Consider the following 24,202-nt stretch of genomic DNA (forward strand, 5'->3'; position numbering starts at 1 on the left):
TGTTTACGGAGAATCAAATAGAGGGATAAAAGTACACCTGCTCAGCAGTTCGATTTTCCATGAGCGGATTGATAATTTGTTTCAGACCAAGCCTGTTTCAATAACATCAACCCAGGAGTACCGCCATGGAGCTGTTCCCCGCAGCTGTGTTCAACCCCTCGAAAGCGTCCCGCCCGCGTACCGCGCGCGCCCCGGTCGCTGGAGGCGCGATCGAGCGTTTGCCGTTCACTGTCCGCCGGGTCGAAACCGAAGCGGATCTTCTCAAGGCCGTGCGCATCCGCCATGCGGCCTATGCCCGCCACGTCCCGGAGTTCGCCCGCAGCCTGGCGCAGCCCGAGGGTGCGGACTACGATGCCGACACCATCGTCCTGCTGGCCGAGTCCAAGCTCGACGGCACGCCGATCGGCAGCACCCGCATTCGCACCAATCTCTACCGTCCGCTGGGCGTCGAGGAATCGATCGTCCTGCCCGACTGGCTGCAGGGCAAGCGCCTGGTCGAAGCGACCCGCCTCGGCATCGATGAAGGCCGTGTCGGCCGCATGGTCAAGATTGCACTGGTCAAGGCCTGTTTCATGTATTGCGAAGACAACGCCATCGATTATTCGGTTGCGACCGGCCGTCCGCCGGTGGACAAGCAATACCAGCAACTGCTGTTCGTCGACGTGTTCCCGGAACAGGGCCTGGTGCCGCTGCGCCACGTGGGCAATATTCCGCACCGCGTCATGGCCTTCGAGATCGCCACCTTCCAGCAGCGCTGGTCCGAGGCGCGCCATCCGATGCTGAACTTCTTCTTCAACACGCACCACCCCGACATCGACATCGGCCCGGTCGCGCCGCCGCCGACGCTGGCGCTGCCAGGGCAGGTAACGGCCCCGGCCGCCCGGGCACGCGACCTGGCCTTCGCCTGATCGGTTGAAAGAAACGGAATGCGGTCCAGGGCGGGCCGCGTTCTGTCGCATCCCGGCACATCGTTGCGAAATGGGCTTCGCTGGCCCAATAATTGCATGACGGCACTAGCGTAAAGCTGTATCCTTGCGCTTTAATGGCCGCCGCTTCCAGCGCAGTGTCGTCAGTTCCACCTAGATCGTCCATGCCCAACCTCACACATCAGCTCCGTGCAACGTTGCCGGCCACGCTCCACGCGGCCGTCGAGCTGGTACTGAAGATCTTCGCCTACTACCTGATCCCGGTCGGGATCGGCATCGTCTCGCTGATCGCGCTCGTGTTCTGGCACGACGAGTACCGCACCGGCGACGACGTGCCGCTGGCGATGCACGTCACGGTCGACCAGGCGGCCGGCCTGGCCCCGGTCGATGCGCTGGCGCTGGCCCGCGCCACGCCGCTGACCAACAGCCATGACACCCACCTGTCCGAAGCCCCGGTCTGGTTCGCCTTCGAACCGATGCCGCGCGCCGGCGAGCAGGTGATCGACTTCCCGTCACGCCACGCGCTCGACATCGCCTGCTGGGACGCGGGCACCATGTTGCCGCTCGGCGCCGCCACCCGCAGCAGCCAGGACGGCGCGCTGCAGGCCGACAAGGCCGGCTTCGCGCTGCGCATGGCGCCCCTGCCGCGCCAGCTGCTGTGCCGCGCCGGCTTCTCGGGCCCGGCGCGCCTGGCGGTGCTGCAATGGCCGGCCGAGCAATTCGCCTTGTCGGTCAAGCAATACCATCGCAAGTCGGGCCTGCTCGACGGCGGCATGATCGTGCTGGCACTGTTCATCATCATCACCGCCCTGATCAACCGCCAGCCGCTGTACGTGCTGTTTGCCGGCTGGCTGATCCTGAACCTGCGTGTCGGCGCGCTGTCTGCCGGCTGGGACATCCAGTGGCTGGGCCAGACCGTGCCGTCCGAATGGCTGCTGCGCAGCCGCGCGGTGACGATCACGCTGTACGGCATCGCCACGCTGACCTTGTACCAGGCGCTGCTCAAGGAGCACCTGGCCGAGATGCGCTACGTGCTGCCGATGCGCGTCATGCAATGGCTGTGCATGCCGATGCTGGCGGCGGCCATGCTGCTTCCCTACGGCATGTACCTGCCGTTGCTGTGGGGCATCCTGGTGTGCTGCTTCTCCTTGATGACGGTGGGCCTGTTCAAGATTATCGTGGAGTCGCGGACCCGGGTCGCGGCCTGGTTCGCGGCATCGTTCGCGGTCACCTTCCTGGCCTCGCTGGCCGAGGTATTGTCGGCCGCGCTCGGCATGCGCGAGCTGCTGGGCGTGATCAACAGCGTCACCGCGGCGCTCGCGTCGAGCCTGCTTGCGGCGCTGGCCGTGGCCGAGCAGATGCGCATGGAAACCGAGAAACGCCAGGAAGCGCAGGAGGAACTCGAGCACGCCTACCAGGCCATGCCGGTCGGCCTGTTCACCCTCGATATGTACGGCCATTTCCTGAGCGTCAATCCGGCCCTGCAGAAAATGCTCGGCATGAGCGGCTTTACGCCCGGCCGCACCGCCTGGCGCCAATTCTTTACCGAGGCCAGCTGGGCCAACCTGCACGAGCAGGTGCACGCCAAGGCCGAGGCCGAGATGGAGCTGGCCAGCCGTGACGGCAATCAGCGCTTCCTGGTCAGCGCCACGCTGGCGCGCTCGCGCATCGAGGGCGTGCTGCAGGACACCACCGAAAAGCACAAGGCCACCGAGCAGCTGCGCTTCATGGCCAATAATGATCCGCTGACCAAGGTCTATAACCGGCGCGGCATCGAGCGCGAATTCAACAGCGCGGCCGCCAGCCTGGCGCTGGGCCGGCCGATGGCGCTGGCCTACGTCGACCTCGACCGCTTCAAGCTGATCAACGACCTGTTCGGCCATGCGGCGGGCGACGAAGTGCTCAAGCAGGTGTGCGAGCGCATGGGCACGATGCTGGCCGGCGGCCAGCAGATCGGCCGCGTGGGCGGCGACGAATTCGTGATCGTGATGCCGGAGACGGCGATCCCGCTGGCGGCCATCATCTGCCGCGGCATCGTCGACCGCCTCGGCAACACGCCGTACCGGGTGGGCGACAAGGCCTTCCACGTGCGCGCCTCGGTCGGCCTGATCGAGGTGGTGCCGGGCATGCCGATGAAGGACGCCGTCTCGACCTCGGACCGCGCCTGCCGCGAAGCCAAGACCGGCCTGGGCGACGGCCTGGTGGTGTACGAGCGCGGCGCCGACGCCTTCCGCCAGCGCGCCGCCGAACTCGACCTGGTCGAGCGCCTGTCCGGCCCGAACGCGACCGACAATCTGCTGCTCGAGATGCAGCCGATCATGTCGCTGCGCGCGCCGAACGAATCACTCAATTTCGAGGTGCTGCTGCGCATGCGCGAACCCGGCGGCCGCGTGGTGCCGGCCGGCGCCGTGATCGCCGCCGCCGAGAAGAGCGGCCGCGCCAGCATGATCGACCGCTGGGTCCTGAACTCGACCCTGGCCTGGATCGCCGAACATGCCGAGGAACTGGTCAATACCCGTTTCGTGTGCATGAACCTGTCGGGCGCGTCGCTCAACGACGAGCGCTTCGTGCAGGACACCTTCGACATCCTGGGCCGCTACGTGCACGTGGCCAGCCGCCTGTGCCTCGAGATTACCGAGAGCGTGGCGCTGCACGACCTGGACAACACGCGCCGCTTCATCGACCAGGTGCGCGGCTTCGGCGTCAAGGTGGCGCTGGACGATTTCGGCGCGGGGTACACCTCGTTCTCTTATCTCAAGGAACTGCCGGCCGACGTGTTGAAGATCGACGGTAATTTCATCGTCAACATCAATGCGCATCCTGCCAATGTGGCCATCGTCGAGGCGATCGTCAGCCTGGCGGTGAACCTGGGCATGAAGACGATCGCCGAATGGGCCGAGGACGCGGCCACCGTGCAGACCCTGCACGAGATCGGCGTCGACTATGTGCAGGGCTATGTGGTGGCGCGGTCGATGCCTCCCGAGCGCATCCTGGAAGGTCGCTCGAGCGCGGGCTTCATCGAGGATGAAGAGCTGCTGGCGCTGCTGCAGGAGCTGGAGAATCCGCCGGCGCCTCACCTGGCCAGCGTGAGCCGGCTGCACTGAGCTTATTCAAGACCGGCCAGGGTGTCCTTGCCGCCGCCCACGTCGTCGAGCAGGAATTGCGCGCGCGCCGCCTTCAGGGTGGCGACGTCGCTGGACAGGTGCTCTGCCTTGACGCGCGCCGTCGGCACGGCGCGGCGCTGCAGTTCGCGCGCCGGCGGCAGCACATCCTGCTTGGCGATCAAAGGGTAGGGCGCGACGCGGGTCACGCCCTCGTCCGGCGCCAGGCTCGCCGTGCGCAGGGTCGCGGCGCCCGCTTCGCAAGGGCGGTCGGTGAGGGTGACGCGACCGGCGCTGTCGACGCACTTGACGATGACGGACTCGGAAAAGGCGCTCGGTGCGGCCATCGTGGCAGCGGCCAGCAGGCAGAGGTGGCTCAAATGACGCTTCATGGTTGGCTCCTGGAGGAATCCATGTTCAGGGATTTCATTGTCTTCCTTGCATCACTCTGCTTCTGTTCGCCACTTCACGTGCCGGTGTAGGCCTGAACGCCGTCCTTTTTTACAGAATCGCCAGTCTTGGATAAAATGTCCAGCATGACCAAGACATTGCCGAGCAAGGAAGAATCCACGCTCATCGAGCAGGTGCGGCAGATCGCCGACGGCCTGGCCCAGACCTTCGCGCCGTTCTGCGAAGTGGTCGTGCATGACCTGCGCGACCCTGGCCACGCGGTGCTGGCGATCCACAACAGGCTGTCCGGCCGCGCGGCGGGCGACCCGGCCACCGAACTGGGACTGGCGCGCATCGCCGACAGCGCCTATCCGCAGGTGGTCGCCAACTATCCGAACCAGTTTCCCGACGGCCGCCCGGCCAAGAGTACTTCGATCGGCATCAAGGATGCCGACGGCAACTACGTCGCGGCGCTGTGCCTGAACGTCGACCTGACCTTGTTCCGGTCGATGCAGGGCATCCTGGAACAGTTCAACGCCCTGGGCCAGGCCCCGCTGGGCGAGTCGCTCGATCCGGCCAACGCCGACGCCATCCGGCGCCGCATCGATGCCTACGCCGCCCGCCTGGCGTCCTCGCCCCAGCTGCTCAAGGCGCACGAACGGCGCGCACTGATGCGCGAGCTGAAAGAGGGCGGCTTCCTCGAGGTGCGCCGCGCCATGGAAGTGGCGGCGGCCCATCTCGGCATTTCGCGGGCGACTGCCTACAACGACATCAAATAGAATCGGGCTGTACCGTCCACTTCGGGAGATCGCCTTGAAGACCGCCGTATTCAGCGCGCGCCGCTACGACAAGACCATGCTGGCCATGGCCAACGGGGGCGCCGGTCACGCGCTGCTGTTCATCGAAGACCGCTTGAGCCGCGAGACGGCGATCCTGGCCCATGGCTGCGAGGCGGTGTGCGTCTTCGTCAACGACACGGTGGACGCCGAAGTGCTGGGCGTCCTGGCCGGCCAGGGCACGCGCCTGGTGGCGACCCGCTCGACCGGCTACAACCACGTCGATGCGGCGGCGGCCGGCAAACTCGGCATCGCGGTGGTGCGGGTCACCGATTATTCTCCCCACTCGGTCGCCGAATTCGCGGTCGGCCTGCTGCTGGCCGTGAACCGCAAGATCGCGCGCGCCAGCGTGCGCACGCGCGAGGGCAACTTCGACCTCGACGGCCTGATGGGATTCGACTTGCACGGCAAGACGGTCGGCGTGATCGGCACCGGCAAGATCGGCACCATCTTCGCCCGCATCATGGCCGGTTTCGGCTGCACCCTGGTCGGCCACGACCGGTATCCGAGTCCGGCCTTCGAGGCGCTGGGCGGGCGCTATATCGGCGTCGACGAACTCCTGTCCTGCAGCGACGTGGTGTCGCTGCATTGTCCGCTGCTGGAAGATACCCACCACATCGTGGACGCCGCCGCGCTGGCGCGGGTCAAGCGCGGCTGCGTGCTGGTCAATACCAGCCGCGGCGGCCTGGTCGACACCGAGGCCGCGGTGCAGGCGCTCAAGACCGGGCAGCTGGGCGGACTGGCGATCGACGTCTACGAGCAGGAGGCGAGCCTGTTCTTCCAGGACCTGTCGTCGACCATCATCACCGACGACGTGATCCAGCGCCTGGTGTCGTTCCCGAACGTGATCGTGACCGGCCACCAGGCCTTCTTCACGGTCGAGGCGATCGGGCAGATCATGCGCACGACCATCGACAGCATCAGCGCCTTCGAGCAGGGCGGGGAACTGGTCAACCGCATCCCGGACTGATGCGTCGTGCATGGATTGGCCCATTGACTGGACATGCCGCCCCTTGTGCGCTAGGGTTCGCGGCATCGGCGATGCGTAGCGAGGCTCAGTAATGCATATCAGGCAGGTCCGGTTCGACCGGGTGTTCGACGTCCAGGAACGCACTGGCGACTTCAGCTTCGAGGACGGCGGCTGGCCGGTCTATGGCGTCAACGCCGGCGCCATGGGCATTGCGCGCGAGGGAGCGACCTACGCCGTCGCGTTTGCCGAAGCGGGCAACTGGAACACGGTCATCGGCTGGCGCGATTTGGCGACGCCGCAGGTCGGGATCAGGCGATCCGCCTGGGCGCTGGCCATCGCGCAGCTTCCTTATGGCTACCTGATGATCCCGGTGCCCTACGGGGTTTCCCTGGCGCTTGGCGGCTACTGGGCGGCCGTGCCGGTGGCGGCGCTGATGCTGCTGGTGGTCGGCGCCTGCATCTACCGCGCCGCCTGGCGCAACCGGCAGGCGGCGCAGGCACTGCGGGACGTGCATCCGGCAGTGCCGCCGGCAACCGGCAAACGCGAGCCGTCGCGGTTCGCGCGCTCGATCTGGGCGCTCGCGCCTGTCTTGTGGAAGTGAGGAAAGCGATGACTCGACGCGTGGAAGATGTTGCGCAGATCGTGCAGATCACCTTTGACCGGGTGTTCGATGTGCAGGGACGCATGTTCAGCTTTGAAAGCGGCGGCAGGAAGGAGTATGGCGTCAGCTTTGCGGACGGCACCGTGCCGCGCGATGGAGCGCGCTATGCAGTGGCCCTGGTGGAGCAGGGTAACTGGCAAAAGGTCATCGGCTGGCGCGACCTGTCCACCCCAAAGGTGGTGCTGGCGGAAACCGCGTGGGACGTCGCGCATGATCAAGCCTGGACCTTGTACTGGTTCGGGCCGTTCTTCATCTTCGGTGCGCTCCTGTTCTTCGGGGGCTGGGCGGCGCTGGCGGTGCTGGTCCTGTTCCTGTGGGGGGCGGTGTATTTCGTGCGGCGCGCGCGCGAGCGCAACCGACTGGTCGACCAGGCGCTGCGCGATGTCGCGCCGGCCGCGCCACCCGGATCGGGCAACGACCCGCCGATGTCGGTGCGCGGCTGGATCACCGGCATCCTGAGTCTCTACTTCAGGTTCTGATGCTGGCGGGATCGTGGCGCCGACGGTTTGACGGCCATTCCAGGATTGGATAATATGTCTAATATTGGATCAGATTTCCGCCTACGTCATCGCGCACCTGAAAGGACTCCACCATGACCTCGCTCCAGCTTCCCACCTATGAAGACGTCGCCCAGGCCGCCGAGCGCATCCTGGGCGCGGCCCACCGCACGCCGGTGCTGACGTCGCGCACCGTCAACGAGGAATTCGGCGCCGAGGTGTTCTTCAAGTGCGAGAACATGCAGCGCATGGGGGCGTTCAAGTTCCGCGGCGGTTATAACGCGCTGGCGAAGTTCAGTCCCGAGCAGCGCCGCGCCGGCGTCGTCGCTTTCTCGTCGGGCAATCACGCCCAGGCGGTCGCCTTGTCGGCCAGGATCCTGGACATGCCGGCCACGATCATCATGCCGCAGGACGCGCCGGCCGCGAAAGTGGCCGCCACCCGCGGCTATGGGGCGAGCGTGGTGACCTATGACCGGTATACCGAGGACCGCGAACAGATCGGACGCGAGCTCGCCGAGAAGCACGGCCTGACGCTGATTCCGCCCTACGACCACGTTGACGTGATCGCGGGGCAGGGCACGGCGGCCAAGGAATTGTTCGAGGAAGTCGGGCCGCTGGACGCCTTCTTCGTCTGCCTGGGCGGCGGCGGGCTGCTGTCCGGCTCCGCGCTGGCTACCCGTGCACTGTCGCCGGGGTGCATGCTGTATGGCGTCGAACCGGAGGCCGGCAATGATGGCCAGCAATCGCTGCGCAAGGGCGAGATCGTCCATATCGACACGCCGCGCACGATCGCCGATGGCGCGCAGACCCAGCACCTCGGCCAGCTGACCTTCCCGATCATCCAGCGCGATGTGAACGACATCCTGACCGTGAGCGATGATGAGCTGGTCGCCTGCATGCGTTTCTTCGCCGAGCGCATGAAGATCGTGGTGGAGCCGACCGGCTGCCTCGGCTTCGCGGCGGCGCGGCGCATGAAGGAGCAGTTGAAAGGCAAGAAGGTCGGGGTGTTGATCAGTGGCGGGAATATCGACCTGGGGCGCTTTGCCGCCTTGATCGGCGATTGAGCCTGGCGCGGAAGGCATCGCCGCCCGCGCCACGACAAGCCCCTGCTGGTGATTCAGGCCGCCAGGGGCAACGCCACCTGCAACATGAAGCCGCCGCCTTCGCGGTTGCGCACTTCCAGCCCCGCATTGTGCCGCGTCAGCACCCGCTCCACGATCGCCAATCCGAGCCCGGCGCCATTTGCCTGGCCGCGCGCGCTGTCCAGCCGCGTGAAGGGTTTCATCAACTGCGCGATCTGGTCCGGCGGCACGCCGACCCCACGGTCGCCGATCTCGATCACCGCGCGCCGTCCGTGGCCGGTGGCTTTCACGCGCAGCACGATGTCGATGTCGGTGCATGACGATTCCGGTGTCTTGCCGTAGCGGCGCGCGTTCTCGATGATGTTGTTGATCACGCGCCGCAGGTCGGTCGCATTGCCCATCACATGCACGCCCGGCATCAGGTCGGTCTTGACGTGCAGGTCGGGAATGCGCGCCGCCTCGCGGCCGACGTCGGACAGCATCTCGGACAGGTTCACGGGCACGAAGGTCGCCGCCTCGGTCGGTTTCGCATAGTCGAGGAACTGGCCGATGATGGCGTCCATCTGCGCGATGTCCGACTGCATGCCTTCGCGCGCCTCGGGCGACAGGTTGGCCATCTCGACCTCGAGCCCCATGCGCGCCAGCGGCGTGCGCAAGTCGTGCGAGATGCCGGCCAGGATCACCGCGCGGTCTTTCTCCACCTGCACCAGGTCTTCCACCATCTGGTTGAAGCTGCGGTTGGCCTCGATGATCTCTTGCGACCCTTTTTCGGGCAGGCGCGCCGGACGCTCGCCCTTGGCAATCGCGCGCGCGGCCGCCGTCAAACGCGCCAGGGGACGATTGACCAGGCTCGAGATGAGCGCCGCGCCGACCACCGACAGCAGGCCCACGACCGTGGCCCAGCCGAGCCACTGCACGCGCGTGAGGCCGGCCAGGCGCTCGCGTTCGAGCATCAGCCAGTATTTGTCGTCCTCGATATTGAAACTGATATAAAAGCCCGGCACGCCGTTCACGCCGCTTGAAAAGCGCGTGTCGGAGCCCAGGCGCTCGCGCACCATGGCCGCGATCTCGGGCATCAGGGGATTGTGCGGCGGCGGGTCGATGACGTCGGTGTCTTCGAGCGTGAAGATGCGGATGCCCTCGTTCGACACCAGTTCGAGCAGCAGTTCGCGCCGCAGGTCGGGCGCCGAGTGGGTGAGCGCGGCCTTGGTGATGGTCACCACCGAGACCACCAGCTCCGCGGTCTGCTGCACCTGCTTATCGCGCTGGAAGACGCTGATCATGCCGATCCAGGCCAGCATCGAGACCGCGGTCAGCACCGACATCAGGAAGAAGGTGCGCCAGAACAGGCCACTCCTGAACCACGCGAAACGCAGCGCGCGCCGCGCCTGGGCGATTGGCGTGAACACTAGCGCGGCTGGCCTTCAGGGATGAACACATAGCCCAGGCCCCACACGGTCTGGATGTACAGCGGGCTCGATGGATCGGGCTCGATCAGCTTGCGCAGGCGCGAGATCTGGACGTCGAGCGAGCGGTCGAATACCTCGTACTCGCGGCCGCGCGCCAGTTCCATCAGCTTCTCGCGCGACAGCGGCTGGCGCGCATGGCGCGCGAACACCTTCAGCACCGAGAATTCGCCGGTGGTCAGCGGCACGGTCTCGCCCTTCTTCTTGAGCGTGCGCGTGCCCAGGTCGAGCACGAAGTCGCCGAACTCGAAGGTCTGCGGGGTTTCGGATGGCGCGCCCGGGATCTCGTCCGGACCCTTGCGGCGCAGGACGGCGCCGATGCGGGCCACCAGTTCGCGCGGGTTGAACGGCTTGGGCAGGTAGTCGTCGGCGCCCATCTCGAGGCCGACGATGCGGTCGACGTCCTCGCCTTTGGCGGTCAGCATGATGATCGGGGTCTGGTCGCCCGCGCCGCGCAGCCGGCGGCAGATCGACAGGCCGTCTTCGCCGGGCAGCATCAGGTCGAGCACCAGCAGGTCGTAGCGTTCGCGCAGCCACAGTTTGTTCATCGCGGGCGCGCTTTCGGCGGTCACGACCTGGAAGCCTTGTTCGGTCAGGTAACGGCGCAGCAGGTCGCGCAGGCGCACGTCGTCATCCACGACCATGATCTTGGCGGAGTGGCTCGATGCTGCGCCCGTACCCGCGTTATTGTTCGAAGTCGATGAAGTCATAGAGCTGTCCAGAATTGTCAGATGAATGTCGCTATGGTAACTTCTTATGGAGGGACCGGCAGCACGTCTCAGCTCAGCCATTACAATGTGTTACAAACTTTACCCAATAAGCCTTACTCCGCATTCGGTATGCACCTACACTGGCGTCAAGTGATCAACACAGCTTATCCGTTTATCAGGCATCGCGGAAGAGGAACACCATGAACCACGCGCACATCGACAAACCAGCAGCACTCGGCGCCAATGGCAGCCGGCTCGCCCGGCTCGCGCGCCTTGGTGTATTCGCTTGCGTGCTGGCAGGCACCGGAGCCGGTGCACTCGCGCAAAACCAGGATCGCGATCCACGCCGCGAAGAGGCGGCCCAGATGCGCGAACGTTACCAGATGCAGGCCCAGCAGGATGCGCGCGCCTACGAGATGCGCGACCAGGAACGCCGTGCGATGGAGTCCCAGTCCGACGCGGCGCGTGACGATCGTCGCCGCGGCCGGTTGTCGCCGGACGAGCGGCGCGACCTGCGCCGCCAGATCAAGGAAGGTGCGGACCTGTATCCGAACACCCGCCGCCGCTGAGAAAGCGGCAGGTAATGTAGAACGACGGCGCCGATGGCGCCGTTGTCGTTTCTGGAACTTCACAATTCACCTGCGGCGTCTCTGCCGTACCTAGTGCGTTTTTGCCGGATGTTCGCGAAAATTCATGACCTGTCGAAGCTGTCCGTTGCGCCACAAATTTTCTTTTTAGAAATCTAGTTGCCATATGTTCATTTCGGCTGTGCGACATGCTATGTTTACCTCCACCTTATCGTTGGCGGGGACATCGACGCCAACACCTTCGTCGACTGGAGCGTGCACGTGTCCGACCTTGCCGTACTTCCCGACGCACCTCCTGACGAGGCTGCTGCCGTCCGTTTCAGCGCCAGCGGGCCGGAACATTGCATCGCCAGGCGGGGCGACGGCGTCTATGCCGATCCCGAAGTGCTTGGCACCACGCTGGTGGCGGCGGTCGACGGCATCCTGCGCTCGAACCATTATTTTGCCGGCCTTGATTACCCGGTCCTGATCAAGGCTCTCTACGGTCACGGCCCCGAATTGCCGCGCGATGCGGGCGGCCGCGTGTCGGTGCGCATCGCCGACGACATCGTGCCGTTCGCGCCGCAGCGCCGGGCGCTATACCGTTCGGTCAGGATCGCCGGCGGCGAGGCCGAATACTGTTTCGAGCCCGTGTTTGCGCGCGACGCCGATGGCGAAGAGCGCCAGACAACACTCGACATCGACGAATTCATCGCCGACATCTGGGTCAAGGGCATCCGCTTCGGCGTCGATGTCGCCGCCGTCCGGGACCACATCGAGAGCAGCGCAGCCGGACGCCACGTGGTTGCGCGGCGCCTGGAGCCGCGCAACGGCGAGGATGCGCGCGTCGAGGAAGTCACGAGCGAGCTGCACCGCAGTGATGCCCCGCGCCAGCTCGCCAACGGCAAGCTCGACCTGATGAGCTTCCAGAACCGCTTCCCGCAGGTGGCCGAGGGCGCGCGCCTGCTGCGCAAGGTGCCGCGTACCAGCGGCAGTCCCGGCTTCGACCTGAATGGCATCCCGATCGCACCCGCGACCGCCAGGGACCTCGACCTGGCCGCCTATACGGCCGACGGCACGGCGGTCGACCTGGCGCCGGAAGGAGAATTCCTGGTCGCGCGGCGCGATGGCTTCCTGAACGTCGACCCGCAAAGCAGCCGCATCGCCATCACCGACAAGATCGTCAGCCGTGACGGCGTCAGCGCCAAGACCACCGGCAACCTGAGCCTGTCGGGCGACTACGAGGAATTCGGCGAAGTGCAGGAGCAGCGCAGCATCGAGGGCGAAGGCATCACCGTGCACGGCGACGTGTATGGCCACGTGGTCTCGCGCGGCGGCGCCATCGTCCTGCATCGCAACCTGGTCGGGGGCAGCGCGCGCAACCAGGACGGCGGGGTGCGGGTGCTGGGTGTGGCGTCGACGGCGACGATCCAGGCGCCCAAGGGAGAAATTCACCTGGGCCGCGCCGAGAACTGCGTGATCTCGGGCGCGCGCATCCGGATCGAGACGGCGATCAACTGCGAGATCATCGGCGACGAGGTCGAGGTGGCGCACGCCGAGGGCAGCGCGATCGCCGGGCGGCGCGTGGCGATCGGCAGCGCGGGGCCGTGGAAGCAGGGCGAGATGCTGGTCTGGCTGTTGCGCCCCGACTGCGCGCGCATCGACACGGCGATGGCGCAGGTGCGCGAGCGGGTGGAGCAGTTCGTCCAGCTGGCGGCGCGTCAGCGCACGGCGATGGAAGCACTCGCCGGCCAGCCCGGGATGCGTAAATACCTGCTGCTGGCGCCGCGCCTGCGCAAGGGCGAACTCGTGCTCACGCCGGAACAGGAGCCGCAATTCCGGCGCCTGGCGGCCAGCGTGGCGCCGGCGCTCAAGGAACTGGGCCGGCTGTCGCAAGAGGCCAGGTCGCTCGACGGCGAGCGCCAGGGCGGCCTGGCGCTGCTGGAGCGCCTGTCCGCGCAGCGCTTCGAGCGCGTCGGCGCGGCCGGCATCGCGCTCGGACAGCTGGCGGGCGAGGTCCAGGTGCTGGCGCTGCCCTACGAGCCGGATCACGGCTGCGCCTGGGACATGGCGCCGCGCGACGTCAAACTGCGCCTGCGCGATACCAAGGGCGCCGAAGTGTTGTACTCGGGCAGCGACGGCGCGTGGTCGTGGGACACGGCGACGGCCGTCGGCGAGGCGCGGGCGCCGGCCTGACCTTGAGCCGCGCCATGCCGCGGGGTCAAGGTTGAAGTTGACTGCAGTCAACATCGCAGGTGAGGGGCGGGCATACGATGGTGGGCGTACTCACAAAGGATCCACCATGCTCACCTCGTCCAGCGTTTCGCGCTTTCCGGCGCCAAGGCATGCGCCTCCCAGGCAGTTCCTCAGCTTCATGCTCGACGGCCAGGAATACGGACTCGATTGCGCGCGCGTGCAGGAACTCAAGCTGCTGGGATCCTTCGAGCGTATCGCCGCCGACGGCGAGATCATCGGCGGCGTGGCGCTGTCGCACGGGGTGATCATGCCGGTGGTCGACATGCGCTCCGGCGGCGTGCATGCCGCCCCGGCGGGGCCGGGGCGGGCGGCGCCGGATACCGACGTGATCATCCTGCGCCTGTCGAGCGGGATCGTGGGGATGGTGGTGGAAGGTGTGACCGGGATCGTGCACGTGAGGCCCGAGGCGGTGCAGCCTTTGCCGGGCGGGACCGATACGGCTTACCTGATCGGCATGGCCCGGGTCGATGGAAGGCCGGTGGTGTTGATCGATATCGAGCGCTTGATGGCGTTGTCGCCGAGGCGGCCTTTGAGGGTTGCGTGATGGATGGCGCGGCGCCGGCGCCCTGTTCCCCCAAGCCCGGCGACGTCCTCGCGCAGGCCGAAACCCGGGCCGCGAGCGTCTTGTCGAGTTTCCCCATCTGGCTCATGCGAACCGACCCGGGTTCGGCCTTTGCGCGAAATCCTTGCCGCCGGTGGCGGCAAGGACCGGCTTATGCTGCCGGCGCCGTCAACGCCTCCAGCTGCTCTTGCACCTCCAGCCACTCCATCTCGAGCGCTTCCAGGTCGCGCACCGCGAACGCCTGGTCGGCGACCAGCGCCTTGAGGCGATCCTTGTTCGCCGCCTCATAAATCACCGGATCGAGCAGCTCGGCGTCGATCGCCGCTTTCTTCGCGCCCAGCTTGGCCATCTGCTCGTCCAGCCGCTTGACGCGGTTTTCCAGCGGCTTGCGCTGCGCCGCCAGGCGCTGGCGCTCTTCGGCGTCCAGGCGCTTCTGCTCCTTGCGCTCGGCCGGCGAGGCGGTCGGCACGGGGACGGCAGCGACGGCCTTCGCGGCCGGTTGCGCCGCCCTGGCCTGCGCGGCGGCGCCGGGCAGGGCGTCGGTTCCCTTGCCCAGCTTGGTCTTGAACAGCCAGTCCTTGTAGTCGTCCAGGTCGCCGTCGAACGGCTGCAGGCGGCCGTCGGCCACGATGATGAACTGGTCGGTGGTGGCGCGCAGCAGGTGGCGATCGTGCGAGACCACGACCAGCGTGCCCTCGAACTGCGCCAGCGCCATCGTCAGCGCTTCGCGCGTTTCCAGGTCCAGGTGGTTGGTCGGTTCATCGAGCAGCAGCAGGTTCGGGCGCTGCCACACGATCAGCGCCAGCGCCAGGCGCGCCTTTTCGCCGCCCGAGAACGGCTTGATCGGACTGGTCACCATATCGCCGGGGAAGTTGAAGCTGCCCAGGAAGTTGCGCAATTCCTGCTCGCGTACCGTCGGCGCGATCTTCGCCAGGTGCCACAGCGGCGATTCGTCGTGGCGCAGCATCTCGACCTGGTGCTGGGCGAAGTAGCCGATCGACAGGCCCTTGCCAATGGTCGCTTCGCCGGTCAGCGGCTTGAGTTCGCCTGCCACGGTCTTGATCAGGGTCGACTTGCCGGCGCCGTTCACGCCCAGGAGGCCGATGCGCTGGCCGATCGTGAGCGAGAAATCGATGTGGTTGACGATGGTTTTGGCGCCGACCTGGTCGCCATGCTCGTCGAGCAGCGGATAGCCGGCATCGACGCCGTCGAGCACCAGCAGCGGGTTCGGCGCGGCCAGCGGTTCGCGGAATTCGAACGAGAATTCGGCGGCGGCGCGCAGCGGCGCCAGTTCTTCCATTTTCGAGAGCGCCTTGATCCGGCTCTGGGCCTGGCGCGCCTTGGTGGCCTGCGCCTTGAAGCGGTTGATGAACGATTCGAGGTGGGCGCGCTGGCGATTCTGCTTCTCGATGGCCGATGCCTGCAGCACCAGCTGGGCGGCGCGCTGGCGCTCGAAGCTCGAGTAGTTGCCGCCGTAGCGTTTGAGCTTGCGGTCGTCGATGTGCACGATCACGTTCACGATCTCGTCGAGGAAGTCGCGATCGTGGGAAATGATGATCAGGGTGCCGGGATAGCGCTTGAGCCAGTCCTCGAGCCAGATGATGGCGTCCAGGTCCAGGTGGTTGGTCGGTTCATCGAGCAGCAGCAGGTCGGAGGGGCACATCAGCGCCTGCGCCAGGTTCAGGCGCATGCGCCAGCCGCCCGAGAAGCTGGCCACCGGCTGGTTCATCTGCTCCAGCGAAAAGCCCAGGCCCAGCAGCAGCTGTTCGCCGCGCGACTGCACCGTGTAGGCGTCGGCGTCGGCCAGCATCGCATGCAGTTCGCCCAGGCGCATGCCGTGGGCGTCGACATCCGGGTGCGATTCGAGTTCTTCGAGCTCGGCCTGGAGGCGGCGCAAGCCGACGTCGCCATCGATCGCATAGTCGAGCGCCGCGCGGTCGAGCGGCGGGGTCTCTTGCGCCACGTAGGCCATGCGCCACTTGGCGGGAAAGTCGATCTGCCCCTGGTCCGGATGCAGCTCGTTGCGCAGCAGGCCGAACAGGCTCGATTTGCCGGCGCCGTTGGCGCCGATCAGGCCGATCTTGTCGCCCGGGTTGAGGGTCAGGTCGGCGTCGACGAGCAGCGGCTTGGTGCCGCGCATCAGGCTGACGTTCTGGATACGGATCATGGTCGAATTCTTGTGAAAATCTAAATTACATCGTTGGCTTGCAAACGTCGTCCCCGCGAAGGCGGGGAGCCAGGCATGCATGCCCGGGCCCGGGCCTTCGCGGGGACGACGTTTCGGCGCTGGCGCGATTCACCGTCGCCGGCGAACTGCGTATTCTACTGCGCGGTCTGCAGCTGTTCCGCGGTGAGCAGGAACACCGCGTCGTCACCGATGCTGGTGGTCAGCCAGGTCAGGCCCAGGTGGCCGAAGGCGGCTTCGGCGTAGTCGCGCTCGTTGCCGATCTCGACCACCAGGATGCCGTCCGGGGTCAGGTGCTCGGCGGCGCCGGCGATGATCTTGCGCACCAGGTCCATGCCGTCCTCGCCGCCGGCCAGCGCGATCTGCGGTTCGTTCAGGTATTCCGGCGGCAGGGTGCGCATCGATTCCGAATTCACGTACGGCGGATTGGTGATGATCAGGTCGTACTTCTTGAACGGCACGTTCTCGTACAAGTCGGATTCGATCGGATTGACGCGGCCCTCCAACTTGTATTCGCGGATGTTGTGCTCGGCCACGGCCAGCGCGTCCTTCGAGATATCGACCGCATCGACCACCGCGTTTTCGAAGGTGTCGGCCATCATGATCGCCAGGCAGCCGCTGCCGGTGCACAGTTCGAGCACGTTCTCGACGCCGTCCGGGTCGGTCAGCCAGGGGCTGAACTGCTGCGGAATCAGTTCGGCGATGAACGAGCGCGGCACCAGCACGCGCTCGTCGACGTAGAAACGGTAGTCGCCCAGCCAGGCCTCCTTGGTGATGTAGGCGGCCGGCACGCGCTCGGTGACGCGGCGCTCGATCACGCTCAGCACTTGCAGCACTTCGTCGGCCAGCAGCTTCGCATCCAGGAACGGCTCCAGCTGATCCAGCGGCAGTTTCAGGGTGTGCAGGATCAGGTAGGCGGCTTCGTCGAAGGCCTCGGCGCTGCCGTGGCCGAAGAACAGTTTCGCGCCGTTGAATCGGGTGATGGCGTAGCGCAGCAGGTCGCGCGGCGTACTGAAGGTGGTGTTGGTCATGGCGATGTTCTCTTGTTGATGATTAGCTGCCAATGCGGGCACCCAGCAGGCTTGCGAGTGTGCGGCGGTAGATGTTCTTCAGGGGATCGATGTAGCGCAGCTCGATGTGTTCGTCGATCTTGTGGATGCTGGCGTTCGGTGGGCCGAATTCTATCACCTGGTGGCAGATGCGGGCGATGAAGCGGCCGTCCGAGGTCCCGCCGGTGGTCGATAGTTCGGCCTGCACGCCCAGCTCTTCCTTGATGGCGCCGCACACGGTGTCCGACAGCGCTCCCTTTTCGGTCAGGAATGGCTGGCCCGACAGCGTCCATTCCAGGTCGTAGTCCAGGCCATGGCGGTCGAGGATGCCGTGCACGCGCGCCTCCAGTCCCTCGGCCGTGCTGGCGGTCGAGAAGCGGAAGTTGAAGTCGATCGTCAACTGGCCCGGGATCACATTGGTGGCGCCGGTGCCGGCCGCCATGTTCGAGATCTGCCAGCTGGTCGGCGCATAGTATTCGTTGCCTTCGTCCCAGACTTGCGCCGTCAGCTCGGCCAGCGCCGGCGCGGCCTGGTGGATCGGGTTGCGCGCAAGCTGCGGGTAGGCGATGTGGCCCTGGATGCCCTTGATCACCAGGTGGCCCGACAGCGAACCGCGGCGGCCGTTCTTGATCGTGTCGCCCAGCACGTGGTTCGAGGTCGGCTCGCCGACCAGGCAGTAGTCGATCGTCTCACCGCGTTCTTCCAGCAGGTCGACCACGAGCGCGGTGCCGTCGACCGCCGGTCCTTCCTCGTCGCTGGTGATCAGGAAGGCGATCGAGCCCATGTGTTCTGGGTGCTCGGCGATGAATTCCTCGCAGGCGATCACCATGGCCGCGATCGAGGTCTTCATGTCGGAGGCGCCGCGTCCATACAGCCTGCCGTCGCGCTGGGTCGGCACGAACGGTTCGGACTCCCAGTGGTGCAGCGGACCGGCCGGGACCACGTCGGTATGGCCGGCGAAGACGAATACCGGCGCTTCGCTCCCTTTACGGGCCCACAGGTTGGTCACGCCGTTCGATTCGATGGTCTCGCAATGAAAACCCAGTGGGGCCAGCAGGTCGATCATGCGCTGCTGGCAGCCCTTGTCGTTCGGCGTGATCGATTCGAGCGCGATCAGCTCTTCGGCCAGCAGCAGAGTGCGGGATGGCTTCACTTGGCGCCCTCGAACTTGCTGGCGTAGGCGGCGTTTGAAAAGCCGACCGAGACCGGGCCGACGCCTTGCAGGACCGGGCGCTTGATCACGGAAGGATTTTCCAGCATCAGGTCGATGGCGCTGTCGGCGTTGGTGACCTGCGCCTTGCGCTCATCGGACAGGTTGCGCCAGGTCATGCCCTTGCGGTTGACCAGGGTTTCCCAGTCGACGTCCTTCAACCAGTCCTGCACCAGTGCGCGACTCAGGCCCTGTTTCTTGAAGTCATGGAAGGTGAAGTCGTGGCCGTTCTCAAGCAGCCAGGTGCGGGCTTTCTTGACGGTGTCGCAGTTGGGGATTCCGTACAGGGTCGTGGTCATGGGCATTCTTGGCCGCCGGGGCGGCGTGAGCGGTCGAAAAGGCGAGAGGATAGTGTATGGGCGCGGCGGCGCACAAGGTCCTTCACGGAGATTGTACACAGATGAGGCGCAGGGTAGCGCCGCCTGACGCGGCGAACAACCGGGATCAGGAATTGAGCGTGAACTCGGTAAACGAGGCGCCCTGCGGCTCGCTCGGCTGCTTCTGCTCTTCCTGCTGGGCCTGGCTTTCCGGCCTGTTGTTGAGCAGCCAGAGCAGGTTGGTGGCCGAATCGGCGTTGGCCAGGGCCTCGTCCTGCGTCACCAGGCCATCCTTGACCAGCTTGAGCAGTGCGCCTTCGAACGATTGCGAGCCGGGCGACAGGCTCTTGTCCATCGCTTCCTTGATCTGCCCGATCTCGCCTTTTTCGATCAGGTCGGCGATGTAGCGGGTGTTCAGCATTACTTCCACCGCCGCCTGGCGCGCGCCGCCGGCGGCCGATTTCACCAGGCGCTGCGACACGATCGCCTTGACGCTCGACGCCAGGTCTTGCAGCAGGGCGCCGCGGTTTTCCATCGGGTAGAAGCTGATGATGCGGTTCAGCGCGTTGTAGCTGTTGTTGGCGTGCAGGGTGGCCAGCACCAGGTGGCCGGACTGGGCGTAGGCTAGGGCGGCGGCCATCGTCTCGCGGTCGCGGATCTCGCCGATCAGGATGCAGTCGGGCGCCTGGCGCATCGAATTCTTGAGCGCGATGCCGAAGCTGCTGGCGTCGCTGCCGATCTCGCGCTGGCTGACGATCGATTTCTTGTTCTTGAAGAGGTATTCGATCGGGTCTTCGAGCGTCAGGATGTGGCCGGTGCGCTCTTCGTTGCGGTGGTCGAGCATGGCGGCGATGGTGGTCGACTTGCCCGATCCGGTGGCGCCGACCACCAGCAGCAGGCCGCGCTTTTCCATGATCAGTTCGGACAGCACGGACGGCAGGCCCAGGCCGCCCAGCGGCGGGATATCGGCCGGTACGAAGCGCAGCACGGCCGAGATCGAGCCGCGCTGGCGGAAGGCCGACAGGCGAAAGCGGCCCAGCCTGGGGACCGACACAGCCATGTTCAGTTCGTTGTCGCGCTCGAGTTCGGCCAGCTGTTCGGGCGTGGTGACCTCGGACAGGAGCGACAGGATATTCTCGGGTTCGAGGCGATGCTGATTGATGGGGATGAGGGCGCCGTTGATCTTGATGTGCACCGGGGAATTCACGGCGAAGAACATGTCGGAGGCGTTCTTCTCTTTCATCAGCTGGAACAGGCGGTCCATGGCCATCGCATCGTCTCCGTGGTTCAGGTGTTGTAAAGCTGGTTGAACGCGTGGACGGCAGCGCCGCCCACGCTATGCGCAACTGCGCTGATCAATCGCCGCGCAGCAGCTCGTTGATGCCGGTCTTCGAGCGCGTCTGCGCATCCACGCGCTTGACGATCACCGCGCAGTACAGGCTGTACTTGCCGTCGGCGGACGGCAGGCTGCCCGACACCACGACCGAACCCGACGGCACGCGGCCATAGGTGACTTCGCCGGTTTCGCGGTTGTAGATCTTGGTCGACTGGCCGATGTACACGCCCATCGAGATCACCGAGTTCTCTTCGACGATCACGCCTTCGACGATTTCCGAACGTGCGCCGATGAAGCAGTTGTCTTCGATGATGGTCGGGTTGGCCTGCATGGGTTCCAGCACGCCGCCGATGCCGACGCCGCCCGACAGGTGGACGTTCTTGCCGATCTGCGCGCACGAACCGACGGTGGCCCAGGTGTCGACCATGGCGCCTTCATCGACGTAGGCGCCGATGTTGACGTAGGACGGCATCAGCACGACATTCTTGCCGATGAAACTGCCGCGGCGGGCGACGGCCGGCGGTACCACGCGGAAACCGCCGCGTGCGAAATCTTCCGGGGTGTAGTCGGCGAACTTGGTCGGCACCTTGTCGTAGAACTGGATGTCGCCGCCTGCGACCGGCACGTTGTTCTCGAGCCGGAACGACAGCAGCACGGCTTTCTTGATCCACTGGTTCACGACCCAGCTGCCGGTGTCCTTTTGCGCCACGCGCAGGCTGCCGTCATCGAGGCCGGCAAGGACGTGGGCGACGGCGTCACGCACTTCGGCGCTGGCGCTGTTCGGGCTGATGTCGGCGCGCTGTTCCCAGGCGGTGTCGATGATGGTTTGCAGTTGTTGGGTCATGATGTTCGTCGTGGTGATGGATGATTCAAAGGGGATGCGTGGGCGCTTTACTTGAGGCCCCGGCAGAACTGAACGATGCGGTTGGCCGCTTCCAGTCCTTCGTCGACGCCGGCCACGAGGGCCATGCGGATACGGTCGCGCCCCGGATTGTCGCCGTGTGCTTCGCGCGCCAGGTAGCTGCCCGGGAGGACCGTCACATTATAGTCGGCGTACAGGCGGCGTGCGAAGTCGGTATCCGACAGGCCGCTCCTGCGCACGTCGGCCCACAGGTAGAAGCCGGCGTCGGGCAATTCGACGTCCATCACCTGCTTCAAAAGCGGCGTGATGAGGCCGAACTTTTCCTTGTACAGCGTGCGGTTGTCCTGCACGTGCTGCTCGTCGTTCCAGGCCGCGATCGAGGCCGCCTGCACCGGCGGCGACATCGCGCCGCCGCAATAGGTGCGGTAGAGCAGGAATTTCTTCATTGCCGCCGGGTCGCCCGCGACGAAGCCCGAGCGCATGCCCGGCACGTTCGAGCGCTTCGACAGGCTCGAGAACACGATCAGGTTGCGATACGGCCGGCCGCCGCTGCTCCTGCCCAGCTGGTGCGCCGCTTCCAGCGCGCCCAGTGGCGGCGCCGCGCCGGTATAGATCTCGGAATAGCATTCGTCGGCCGCGATCAGGAAGCCCCAGCGGTCGGCGAGCTCGAACAACTGGCGCCAGTCGTCCAGGCCGAGCGTGGCGCCGGTCGGGTTGCCGGGCGAGCAGACATACAGCAGCTGGACGCGGGGCCAGACATCCATCGGCACGCGGTCGAAGCCCGGCGCGAAGTTGCGCGCCGGTTCCGAGTTGACGAAGTACGGCGTGGCACCGGCCAGGTAGGCCGCGCCTTCGTAGATCTGGTAGAACGGATTCGGGCACATCACCAGCGCGTCGGGTCTCGAGGCGTCGATCATGCACTGGGCAATGGCGAACAGCGCTTCGCGCGAGCCGTTCACCGGCAGCACCATGGTGGCCGGGTCCAGCGCCGGGATGCCGTAGCGGCGTTCCAGCCAGGCGGCGATCGCGGCGCGCAGCGGCTCGGCGCCGACCGTGCTCGGATAGTTGGCCAGGCCGGCAATCGCATGCGTCAGTGCTTTTTCGATGAACGCCGGCGTCGGGTGCTTCGGCTCGCCGATGCCAAGGCTGATGGCGCCGTACGCCGGGTTCGGGGTCACTCCCGCAAACAGCTGGCGCAGTTTTTCGAACGGGTAGGGGTGCAGCTTGTCGAGATGAGGATTCACGGCAGTCTTGTGCGCGTTACGCAGTGTGCGGTTTTCGATAATTTTTTATTATAGCTCCATGAATGAATAGCGTTCACAGTGCGCGGCAAGTGATTTGCGGTAACATCAAAGGCACACCAACCAGCGATTTCATTTCGAAAGCGATTCGCCGTGCCGATCAGTTACGCGCGCAGCCTGACAGGACATGAACGTACGCCCGGCGCCAACCGGCACCTGGGCATTGCCCTGGCCTTCGTGGCCGGCGCGATCAACGCCGGGGGCTTCCTGGCGGTGCGTGAATATACCTCGCACATGACCGGCATCGTTTCGAGCGCGGCCGACCACCTGGTGCTGGGCGACACCGACCTGGTGCTGGCGGCGCTCGGCGCGCTGCTCAGCTTCCTGCTCGGCGCGGCCTGCACCGCCATCCTCGTCAACTATATCCGGCGCCGCGGCCTTCATAGCGGCTTTGCGCTGCCCCTGTTGCTCGAAGCCGTGCTGCTGCTGGTGTTCGGCATCCTCGGCGCAAGACTGGCCGGGATCGACGCCCTGTTCATTCCGCTCACCGTGATGCTGCTGTGCTTCATGATGGGGCTGCAGAACGCGGTCATCACCAAGGTCTCGCGTGCCGAGATCCGCACCACCCACATGACCGGCATCGTGACCGACATCGGCATCGAGCTGGGCAAGATGGCCTACTGGAACGGCGACCGCCGGGCGCGCGGGCCGAAGGTGACCGCCAACCTTGGCCGCCTGCTGCTGATGCTGTCGCTGCTGGGCGCGTTCTGCCTGGGCGGCGTGGTCGGCGCGCTGGGCTTCAAGCACCTGGGCTACCTGTCCACGGTGCCGCTGGCGGCCTTCCTGTGCGTGCTGGCGATCGTGCCGGTGGTCGACGACGCCGTGCGCATGTTGGGCCGGCGGGGCGGGGCGGGGCGCGACGCCTGAGCATCGCACGCACACGCGGTAGTGCGCGCGAATGCGGTTATCATCTCGATTTGCGCCACCTGCCTTTTATGCGCCATGCATCGTTTCCACCCGCCACACCGGCCACGCGCCGGCTCAGCTGGCCTTTCATCGCCATCTCCTTCGCCATCCTCGCCTACGCCGTCATGTGCTGGCGCTGGGGCGGCACGGTCGAGGATTCGCAGGCGTATTTCGACACCGCGCGCTACCTGCGCGGCGAGCTCGCCGCCAGCGAGCTGCGCGCGCCATTCCCTTATCGCCTGCTGGTGCCTGCGGTGGCTTCCAGCATGCCGGGCGACCTGCGCAACAGCTTCGCCCTGCTGAACTGGCTGCTGGTCGTCGCCGGCGCCTGCTGCATGTCGGCCGCCGTCCTGCGGGCGGGCCTGGACCACAAGCGCGCCATCGCGGCCGGCCTGCTGATGATCGTCTCGTTGCCGACTTTCTGGTATGCGCCTTATTTGCTGGTCGACCCGGGTTCGATCTGCGCGCGCGCCGCCTTCGTGCTGGCGGTGCTGTCCGGCCAGCCCTGGCTGGCCGCGCTGGCGGGCCTGGCGGGTTCGGCGATCCGCGAAGAAAACGTGCTGCTGCTGGTGTGGCTGGTCGCCACGCGCCGGATCGCCGTGCTGCCGGGAGTGGCCTTCCTGGCCGCAGCTGGCGGCTGGATGGTGCTGGTGCGCTGGCACCTGATCACCGGCCTGCCGAGCTATACCTGGCAGCCGAATGCCGGGACCGTGATGGCGGCCCTGCGCGACCTGCGCTCGCTGGCCTCGATCGTGGGAACGGCGATCCTGGTCGTGCCGCTGGCCGGCCTCGGCTGGCGCCACGCCCCGGCGCCACTGCGCCCGCTTGTCGGCCTGCTCGTGTTGATGACCTTGCCCCAGCTGTATGCGGCATTGAGCGTGCGGGTCGAGGGGCGGCTGGTCTGGGGGCTGTATCCCTTCCTGGTGCCGCTTGCCGTGTGCGTTGGCCTGGCGCGCAGCAAGGGCCAGCCGACGCAGCCGGCTTGACGCGGCAGCGCACCGCGCCGACGGCCC

Annotated in this window: 22 protein-coding genes; 12 read left to right on the forward strand and 10 right to left on the reverse strand. The window is 66.2% G+C overall.

The window, feature by feature from the left end; genetic code table 11:
• The first annotated feature begins 125 nt into the window (after nucleotides 1–125).
• Together AC56KW_RS18240 and AC56KW_RS18245 are read left to right on the forward strand one after the other, a co-directional pair.
• The gene (locus tag AC56KW_RS18240; RefSeq protein ID WP_497172095.1) at nucleotides 126–908 is read left to right on the forward strand and encodes an N-acyl amino acid synthase FeeM domain-containing protein; all 783 of its coding nucleotides are present in this window, start codon (nucleotides 126–128) and stop codon (nucleotides 906–908) included.
• Nucleotides 909–1,090: 182 nt separating this feature from the next.
• Nucleotides 1,091–4,030 (forward strand): putative bifunctional diguanylate cyclase/phosphodiesterase, encoded by a 2,940-nt coding sequence (locus AC56KW_RS18245; RefSeq protein ID WP_497172096.1) that lies wholly within the window; start codon nucleotides 1,091–1,093, stop codon nucleotides 4,028–4,030.
• A gap of 2 nt (nucleotides 4,031–4,032) precedes the next feature.
• Here the strand turns inward: AC56KW_RS18245 and AC56KW_RS18250 are convergent, their stop codons facing one another.
• Nucleotides 4,033–4,419, reverse strand: coding sequence for a DUF4124 domain-containing protein (locus AC56KW_RS18250; RefSeq protein WP_497172097.1), 387 nt, complete (start codon nucleotides 4,417–4,419; stop codon nucleotides 4,033–4,035).
• A 135-nt stretch (nucleotides 4,420–4,554) separates the two neighbouring features.
• On the opposite strand from AC56KW_RS18250, the gene AC56KW_RS18255 reads away from it, so the two are divergent.
• The 5 genes from AC56KW_RS18255 to AC56KW_RS18275 all read left to right on the forward strand — a co-directional run bounded on the left by AC56KW_RS18255 (nucleotide 4,555) and on the right by AC56KW_RS18275 (nucleotide 8,445).
• Entirely contained in the window at nucleotides 4,555–5,196 is a 642-nt protein-coding gene (locus AC56KW_RS18255) for a helix-turn-helix transcriptional regulator (RefSeq protein ID WP_497172098.1), read from the forward strand.
• Nucleotides 5,197–5,230: 34 nt separating this feature from the next.
• A complete protein-coding gene (locus tag AC56KW_RS18260; protein WP_497172099.1) occupies nucleotides 5,231–6,223 on the forward strand; it encodes a 2-hydroxyacid dehydrogenase in 993 nt (330 codons plus the stop codon).
• A gap of 91 nt (nucleotides 6,224–6,314) precedes the next feature.
• Nucleotides 6,315–6,824: a hypothetical protein gene (locus tag AC56KW_RS18265; protein WP_497172100.1), complete on the forward strand. Its 510-nt coding sequence runs from the start codon at nucleotides 6,315–6,317 to the stop codon at nucleotides 6,822–6,824.
• An 8-nt stretch (nucleotides 6,825–6,832) separates the two neighbouring features.
• Entirely contained in the window at nucleotides 6,833–7,363 is a 531-nt protein-coding gene (locus AC56KW_RS18270; protein WP_497172101.1) for a hypothetical protein, read from the forward strand.
• A 113-nt stretch (nucleotides 7,364–7,476) separates the two neighbouring features.
• Nucleotides 7,477–8,445 (forward strand): threo-3-hydroxy-L-aspartate ammonia-lyase, encoded by a 969-nt coding sequence (locus AC56KW_RS18275; RefSeq protein ID WP_497172102.1) that lies wholly within the window; start codon nucleotides 7,477–7,479, stop codon nucleotides 8,443–8,445.
• 53 nt (nucleotides 8,446–8,498) lie between these two features.
• On the opposite strand, the gene AC56KW_RS18280 is transcribed toward AC56KW_RS18275, so the two are convergent.
• Together AC56KW_RS18280 and ompR are read right to left on the reverse strand one after the other, a co-directional pair.
• The gene (locus AC56KW_RS18280) at nucleotides 8,499–9,872 is read right to left on the reverse strand and encodes a sensor histidine kinase family protein (protein ID WP_497172103.1); all 1,374 of its coding nucleotides are present in this window, start codon (nucleotides 9,870–9,872) and stop codon (nucleotides 8,499–8,501) included.
• Nucleotides 9,872–10,639, reverse strand: coding sequence for an osmolarity response regulator transcription factor OmpR (ompR, locus tag AC56KW_RS18285; RefSeq protein ID WP_497172104.1), 768 nt, complete (start codon nucleotides 10,637–10,639; stop codon nucleotides 9,872–9,874). Before ompR ends, AC56KW_RS18280 begins: the two co-directional genes overlap by 1 nt.
• Before the next feature lie 200 nt (nucleotides 10,640–10,839).
• On the opposite strand from ompR, the gene AC56KW_RS18290 reads away from it, so the two are divergent.
• The 3 genes from AC56KW_RS18290 to AC56KW_RS18300 all read left to right on the forward strand — a co-directional run bounded on the left by AC56KW_RS18290 (nucleotide 10,840) and on the right by AC56KW_RS18300 (nucleotide 14,005).
• A complete protein-coding gene (locus tag AC56KW_RS18290) occupies nucleotides 10,840–11,208 on the forward strand; it encodes a hypothetical protein (RefSeq protein ID WP_497172105.1) in 369 nt (122 codons plus the stop codon).
• A 279-nt stretch (nucleotides 11,209–11,487) separates the two neighbouring features.
• Nucleotides 11,488–13,401, forward strand: a complete 1,914-nt coding sequence (locus AC56KW_RS18295) for a flagellar assembly protein A (protein WP_497172106.1) — start codon at nucleotides 11,488–11,490, stop codon at nucleotides 13,399–13,401.
• A 106-nt stretch (nucleotides 13,402–13,507) separates the two neighbouring features.
• Nucleotides 13,508–14,005 (forward strand): chemotaxis protein CheW, encoded by a 498-nt coding sequence (locus AC56KW_RS18300; protein ID WP_497172107.1) that lies wholly within the window; start codon nucleotides 13,508–13,510, stop codon nucleotides 14,003–14,005.
• A 169-nt stretch (nucleotides 14,006–14,174) separates the two neighbouring features.
• On the opposite strand, the gene AC56KW_RS18305 is transcribed toward AC56KW_RS18300, so the two are convergent.
• From AC56KW_RS18305 to dapC, 7 genes are all read right to left on the reverse strand, one after another.
• Nucleotides 14,175–16,190: an ATP-binding cassette domain-containing protein gene (locus AC56KW_RS18305; protein ID WP_497172108.1), complete on the reverse strand. Its 2,016-nt coding sequence runs from the start codon at nucleotides 16,188–16,190 to the stop codon at nucleotides 14,175–14,177.
• 155 nt (nucleotides 16,191–16,345) lie between these two features.
• Nucleotides 16,346–17,239 carry a 50S ribosomal protein L3 N(5)-glutamine methyltransferase gene (prmB, locus tag AC56KW_RS18310; RefSeq protein WP_497172109.1) on the reverse strand — a complete coding sequence of 298 codons (894 nt, stop codon included), beginning with the start codon at nucleotides 17,237–17,239 and terminating at the stop codon, nucleotides 16,346–16,348.
• Nucleotides 17,240–17,261: 22 nt separating this feature from the next.
• Nucleotides 17,262–18,410, reverse strand: a complete 1,149-nt coding sequence (gene dapE, locus AC56KW_RS18315; RefSeq protein WP_497172110.1) for a succinyl-diaminopimelate desuccinylase — start codon at nucleotides 18,408–18,410, stop codon at nucleotides 17,262–17,264.
• Complete coding sequence (locus AC56KW_RS18320) at nucleotides 18,407–18,766, reverse strand: ArsC family reductase (protein ID WP_497172111.1); 360 nt, start codon at nucleotides 18,764–18,766, stop codon at nucleotides 18,407–18,409. Before AC56KW_RS18320 ends, dapE begins: the two co-directional genes overlap by 4 nt.
• A gap of 145 nt (nucleotides 18,767–18,911) precedes the next feature.
• Complete coding sequence (locus AC56KW_RS18325; RefSeq protein WP_497172112.1) at nucleotides 18,912–20,054, reverse strand: PilT/PilU family type 4a pilus ATPase; 1,143 nt, start codon at nucleotides 20,052–20,054, stop codon at nucleotides 18,912–18,914.
• An 85-nt stretch (nucleotides 20,055–20,139) separates the two neighbouring features.
• Nucleotides 20,140–20,964, reverse strand: a complete 825-nt coding sequence (gene dapD, locus AC56KW_RS18330) for a 2,3,4,5-tetrahydropyridine-2,6-dicarboxylate N-succinyltransferase (protein ID WP_497172113.1) — start codon at nucleotides 20,962–20,964, stop codon at nucleotides 20,140–20,142.
• 47 nt (nucleotides 20,965–21,011) lie between these two features.
• Complete coding sequence (gene dapC / locus AC56KW_RS18335; RefSeq protein WP_497172114.1) at nucleotides 21,012–22,226, reverse strand: succinyldiaminopimelate transaminase; 1,215 nt, start codon at nucleotides 22,224–22,226, stop codon at nucleotides 21,012–21,014.
• 150 nt (nucleotides 22,227–22,376) lie between these two features.
• On the opposite strand from dapC, the gene AC56KW_RS18340 reads away from it, so the two are divergent.
• On the forward strand, nucleotides 22,377–23,150 hold the full coding sequence (locus tag AC56KW_RS18340; RefSeq protein ID WP_497172115.1) for a YoaK family protein: 774 nt from the start codon (nucleotides 22,377–22,379) through the stop codon (nucleotides 23,148–23,150).
• A 68-nt stretch (nucleotides 23,151–23,218) separates the two neighbouring features.
• Nucleotides 23,219–24,175: a hypothetical protein gene (locus AC56KW_RS18345; RefSeq protein ID WP_497172116.1), complete on the forward strand. Its 957-nt coding sequence runs from the start codon at nucleotides 23,219–23,221 to the stop codon at nucleotides 24,173–24,175.
• Nucleotides 24,176–24,202 lie beyond the last annotated feature (27 nt).

The organism is Telluria sp. RT2P19, from assembly GCF_059685725.1.